Source organism: bacterium (genome assembly GCA_019912885.1).
Classification (GTDB): domain Bacteria; phylum Lernaellota; class Lernaellaia; order JACKCT01; family JACKCT01; genus JAIOHV01.
In genome coordinates this window covers 1-4,974 of sequence record JAIOHV010000205.1, presented here as the reverse complement: position 1 = coordinate 4,974, position 4,974 = coordinate 1, and the positions used below count along the sequence as shown (strand labels likewise).

Below are 4,974 nucleotides of genomic sequence, written 5' to 3'. Positions count from 1 at the left end.
CGTCGAGGTCGAGGTCGAGGTTGAAGTCGACGTGGACGTGGACGTGGAAGTCGAGGTCGACGTCGATGTGGAAGTCGAAGTGGAGGTCGAGGTTGACGTAGATGTCGAGGTCGAGGTCGATGTCGAGGTCGAGGTCGATGTCGATGTCGAGGTGGATGTCGTCGTCGAGGTGGATGTCGACGAGGTCGTCGTCGTCGTTGACGTTGTGGTGGTCGTGGTTGTCGTGACTTCAGCGATATTCAGCGTATAGGTTTCGGTACTCGGCTCAACAAAAACGAAATAGCGCTGCGTCGCGGGCGCAACGAATTGGAAGCTCGTGTTTCTGAACCCGCTGACGCACGCGATCTCTTCGCCGTGTTCACAATCGCCGCCGCGCGCATACAGATACTGGGTACCGGTAACCGCCGACAAATCGACCGCGTACGAATGGCCGTCGGTTCCGTCAAACGAAAAGACCTCATCGCGGCTCGTGTTCGAAGAAGCGCACCACGGCGTGTAATGGTGATAGGCGTCCCACGTGCTTCCGCTGTAGCTGCCGGGGAGCGACGCGAAGTGATACGCGCCGTCGCAGGTGTCGTAGGGAACGGTGTCCAGGTTCCAGCCCAACTGCGACCGCGTGTGTGCGCAGGTCGCGCCGGTGTTGTTGATCATGACGCACGACTCGGTGGGTCCGCAGGCGTTCTGGCAGTTGCTGTTATTGGTGTACCAGGGATTGGTGGTGCACGTGCAGCCGCACACGTAATAGCCGGGCTGCGAATATTCGTCGCACGTATAAAAGCTGTGGCCCAGTTCGTGACGGAACGTCTGGTCCATTCCGCCGATGCCCCATCCGTCGTTGTCCCAGGTCATGACGATGTACGGGCCGCCGAAGTAAGCGTACGCAAACGAGTTGTCGGTGAATCGACCATCCGGATCGTTGAGGCTGTTCACGACGAACACGGATACGAACGCGTCCTTGCCGTGGGCGAGCATCTGATCCGCGTTGAAACGCTGCGATTTCGAAAAGTTCGAGCCTCCCGCGTATCCCATTTGATTGAGAATCTGATTGATCCAAAGGTATTCGTCGGTCCTGGGGCGGGTGATCGGCTCGTAGCCGATCTGCAGCGCGGGGTCGGTGCGCGGCGTGGCGAACAGCTCGAAGGTCACCGTGCGGCCGTGCGACGCCGCGTGCGTCGGCCAGAAAGCCAGGCCCGCCGCGACTTCCGCGTAAACCTGGTCCCACATCGCCTGAGTCCAGTTTTCCGCGCTCGCGTCGATCGAGCCGTCGCTCTCCGGCAGGAACAGATAAACGCCGATATCCCCGAGCATCGGCCCGGTCTTGATCGCGGCGGCGTCCGGCGGCGGCTCCAGGCCATCGCCAACAAGCGGTGAGCCGTTGGCCCCCGGTGCGGAATCGCCCACCTGCGCCTCGCTGACGAGCTTCCACGTTCCGAGGGATCGCCGGAATTGCGGCGTGCATCCCGGCGGCGCCGCGATCGCGGCGATGTCGTCGCCCGGCTCGATCACGATCAGCTCGGCCTGATCGCGCAACCGATCCGCCAGCTCGAAGGATCCGCCCGCCTGCAACGCCATGCCGTCATGGATCAATCCAACGAAACCGCCGCCGCCGCGGACGATATCGACCACGTCCGTAATGTCGTCGCGGGAACACGCACGCGACACGACGAGAAAGTTGGTTTCGGTGGGGCTTGCGTCGATCAACGCGCCGGCGTCGTCGGGCGATGGAGCGGATTGCGCCCGCGAAAGAACGCCGGCGCTGCCGGCGGCGTTTGTGTTCGCGTCCATCGCGCCGTCCGGCGAATCGCCTTGTTCGCATGCGACCGCCGCGAACAAAAGCAGGCAGCAAACGCCCGCGACGAATCGTTTCGACCCCGGCCCAACAAATCGCGTCACGCGCGCGCGCATGGCCGACAATTTCATGATCCCTCCCAAAAGCGGATATCCAATGGTTCGCGGCATGGCACCACGGCTTCGCGGGGCTCGTTATCCCGCATGCAACGTGTACGTTTGCCCGACCGGAAACGCTTGAACGATACACGTTTTCATCAAAATACAAGCGGGGGCTGGCGTGATATAAGTCAATTCCGACGTATCGATCGAAAACAAGAACGCGCCGGGCGGACACCGACGCCGACGCACCGATCCGAAATCGGCACGGCGATCGAACCGCCACGCTCCCTCCCGCGCCGCCCGCCTGACTTCCCTCGCCTGGGCCCGGAACGCGGGACTCTCCCACCGCGGCAACCACGGCTCGGCCGGCACGAATTCCGCCGATGATGTTTATCAGTATGATCGACATAGTGTGCTTGTTATCCGCCGTTGACTTTTTCACGGACCGCGAAGTGCTGAAAATCCATCGTCCCGCTTAACATTTATCATTGACCGGAAAATCCGCGCGCGCATAATCCGAAAAGCGTGGCGGCCTTTCGCAAAAACAGCGCGATTCCTGCGAAATAGGGAGCGAATGTTTATGAAAACTATCGTGAAGGCGAGCGTGGTCATCGCGTTTGTCATTCTCGCGGTCCTTTCGGTGCACGGTTGCGCCCTCGTGCAGCCTTACGAGCGCGAATGGCTCGCCGATCCTCTCATGCAATTCGATTATGACGACCTGGACGCCGCGTATCTGGCGAAGATGCTCGAGACGCGCGAAGGCTCCGCGGGCGGCCAGGGCGGCGCGTCCGGCGGGTGCGGCTGCAAGTAGTCGCGCGATGCCCAAACACGATGTTCCCCTGGTTCTGATCGCGCTCGCGCTCGCGGCATCCTCCGATTTTGTCCGCGCCGACGACGTCAAGGTTCTCGGCCGTGTTTTCGCCGACGACTCGAAGAACGTCATCGTGACCGGCACGCTGAAATACGAGAATGAGTTTGGCGACCGTTGGAAGCTTGGATTCAAGGGTACGGTTGACGGCATCTCGTCGGCGACGCCGACATCGCACGAGGTCGACGGCGTTTCCTCCGCGACCCGGCGAAGCAGCAATTCGGGAACGGTGCGCGGGCTCTCGGATAATTCGCTCGAGGAAAAGATCGACCGGCTGGGCGGCTTTGTCGGCGGCTACTCATCGAATCCGGGCGCCGGCTACGACACGACGCCCGAGTTTCGGGACAAACGGCGCGTCGAGCTGTCGGGCTTCGGACGCAAGGAGATCGATGAGACGGCGCTCGAGACGGGATACGTGTATTCGGACGAAACGAACTACCGGTCGCACACGCTTTACGGCACCGTCGAGCAGGCGTTCGCGCTGCGCAATACGATCGTCTCGGGGACGTATTACCACAACTTCGACACGGTGGACGCGAGCGACGAAGCGATCGCGCAAACCTACGACTATCCCAAGGGCAAGAATGTGGACGGGGCCAATCTGGGGCTGACGCAGGTGCTCTCGCGCCGAACGCTCGCGCAGATCGTGCTTGGCGGCTCGTGGCAGCGGGGCGCGCTTTCGGATACCGAGCGCGACGTGATCCTGCGGCATCCCGACAACCGCTGGTCGCTGACGCCGGAGTGGTTGCCGGAGCGCCGAGACCGCTATGCGATTTCCGGGCGCGTGCTGCAAAGCCTGTTTCGGCCGGCGAGCCTGGAATTGGGATATCGGTATTACACCGATTCCTGGGGCATCACGTCGAACACGGAACACGCCGCGCTGCGCGTGCGCCCCCTGCCCTGGCTGCTTTTCGGCCTTCGCGGCCGGCTCTACGCCCAGACCGCGTCGGACTACAGCGCGTTCGTCATCACCGCGGACGACAAATTTTACAGCGCCGCGCCGGTATTGCAGGAATTTCGGTCGTACCTCGCGGGCGCGCACATCGGACTCATCGGCACGGATATGCCGTCGGCCGGCGCGGAAATTTCGGGCGGCCTGCGTCTGGATTGGTACACGCAAACCGAACGCGACGGCGTGCCGGACGGCTACCACGCGATCATCGGCGGCGCGAATCTGATGGCGCGGTGGATGTAACGCGCCGGCGCGCGAGACCGTATCCGCCGGGGAAGGAGACAGGGACATGAAACGTTTCGGTTTCGCCGCGCGCCTCGCCATTGCCGCGCTATGGATCGCGGCGCCGGCCGCGCATGCGGCGATGGTCGGCCAAGCGGCGCCGCCTTTCCGTGCCGAGGATGCGAGCGGCGCGTCCGTGACGTCGGCGTCTTACGCGGGACAGGTCATCGTCCTGAACGTCTGGGCGAGCTGGTGCGCGCCCTGCCAACAGGAACTGCCCGAGATGGAACAGATGGCCGGGCGACTTGCGGGCGCCAACGCGGTCGTGCTCGCGGTCAATATCGACGACGACCGAAAAGCGGGCGAGCGCGCGGCGGCGAAATTGCATCTGAAAAATGTGCGCACGCTCTTTGATTCGTCGAAGGCGGTTCCGAAAGCGTTTTCGGTGAGCGCCATGCCGAGCACGATCATCATCGCGCCGGACGGCGTGGTGCGTCATGTGAATGAGGGATACGCACCGGGCGACGTTGCGAAGATGGAGTCCGTCGTGCGATCGCTGCTCAAACCTTGATCGATTGATACGCGCGCGGGTCCAAGACCCGGAATAAAAGCGGCCGCACGCCGGACAGCGCGCGGCCGTTTTTTCGCCTGCGTCGAGGCGCCGTCAGCAGCCGCAGCCGCAAACGTTGCTGTCGTCGTTGCCGCCCGACAGCCGGCCCGCCGGCGCCGTATCGTCATCGCCGGGCACATCCGGCAGCGGGACGTCGGAGTCATCGTCCGAATCATCATCCAGCGCGTCGTCGTCTGACATGTCGTCGTCCGATGTGTCGTCATCGGCGGTGTCGTCATCCGTCGTGTCGTCATCGGTCGTGTCGTCGTCCGTCGTATCGTCATCCGTCGTGTCGTCATCCGTCGTGTCGTCGTCCCCGCCCATCGTCGTCGTTGTCGTCGTGGTCGTCGATGTGACCGTCGTCGTTGTCGTCGGCTGAGTTGTGGTCGTTGACGGCTGCGTCGTGGTGGTTGTCGTCGGCGGCATCGTGGT

The 4,974-nt window shown here is 62.9% G+C and carries 5 protein-coding genes; 3 read left to right on the top strand and 2 right to left on the bottom strand.

Annotation, left to right across the window (positions count from 1 at the left end):
* On the bottom strand, nt 1-1,920 hold a 1,920-nt coding region (locus K8I61_18345; GenBank protein ID MBZ0274005.1), incomplete at its 3' end, for a hypothetical protein.
* A 550-nt stretch (nt 1,921-2,470) separates the two neighbouring features.
* On the opposite strand from K8I61_18345, the gene K8I61_18340 reads away from it, so the two are divergent.
* From K8I61_18340 to K8I61_18330, 3 genes are read left to right on the top strand one after another with little or no spacing between them, the layout of a single operon-like run.
* Nucleotides 2,471-2,701, top strand: a complete 231-nt coding sequence (locus K8I61_18340) for a DUF4266 domain-containing protein (protein MBZ0274004.1) — start codon at nt 2,471-2,473, stop codon at nt 2,699-2,701.
* Between the two features lie 7 nt (nt 2,702-2,708).
* Nucleotides 2,709-3,953 carry a DUF3570 domain-containing protein gene (locus tag K8I61_18335; protein ID MBZ0274003.1) on the top strand — a complete coding sequence of 415 codons (1,245 nt, stop codon included), beginning with the start codon at nt 2,709-2,711 and terminating at the stop codon, nt 3,951-3,953.
* Nucleotides 3,954-3,999: 46 nt separating this feature from the next.
* Nucleotides 4,000-4,503, top strand: a complete 504-nt coding sequence (locus tag K8I61_18330) for a TlpA family protein disulfide reductase (protein MBZ0274002.1) — start codon at nt 4,000-4,002, stop codon at nt 4,501-4,503.
* Between the two features lie 93 nt (nt 4,504-4,596).
* Here the strand turns inward: K8I61_18330 and K8I61_18325 are convergent.
* Nucleotides 4,597-4,974 (bottom strand): hypothetical protein (locus tag K8I61_18325; GenBank protein ID MBZ0274001.1); only part of this gene is annotated, 378 nt, incomplete at its 5' end.

Bases quoted from the DNA above. Each gene is read 5' to 3' on its own strand.
- K8I61_18340 (MBZ0274004.1), top strand. From the start codon at position 2,471: ATGAAAACTATCGTGAAGGCGAGCGTGGTCATCGCGTTTGTCATTCTC.
- K8I61_18335 (MBZ0274003.1), top strand. From the start codon at position 2,709: ATGCCCAAACACGATGTTCCCCTGGTTCTGATCGCGCTCGCGCTCGCG.
- K8I61_18330 (MBZ0274002.1), top strand. From the start codon at position 4,000: ATGAAACGTTTCGGTTTCGCCGCGCGCCTCGCCATTGCCGCGCTATGG.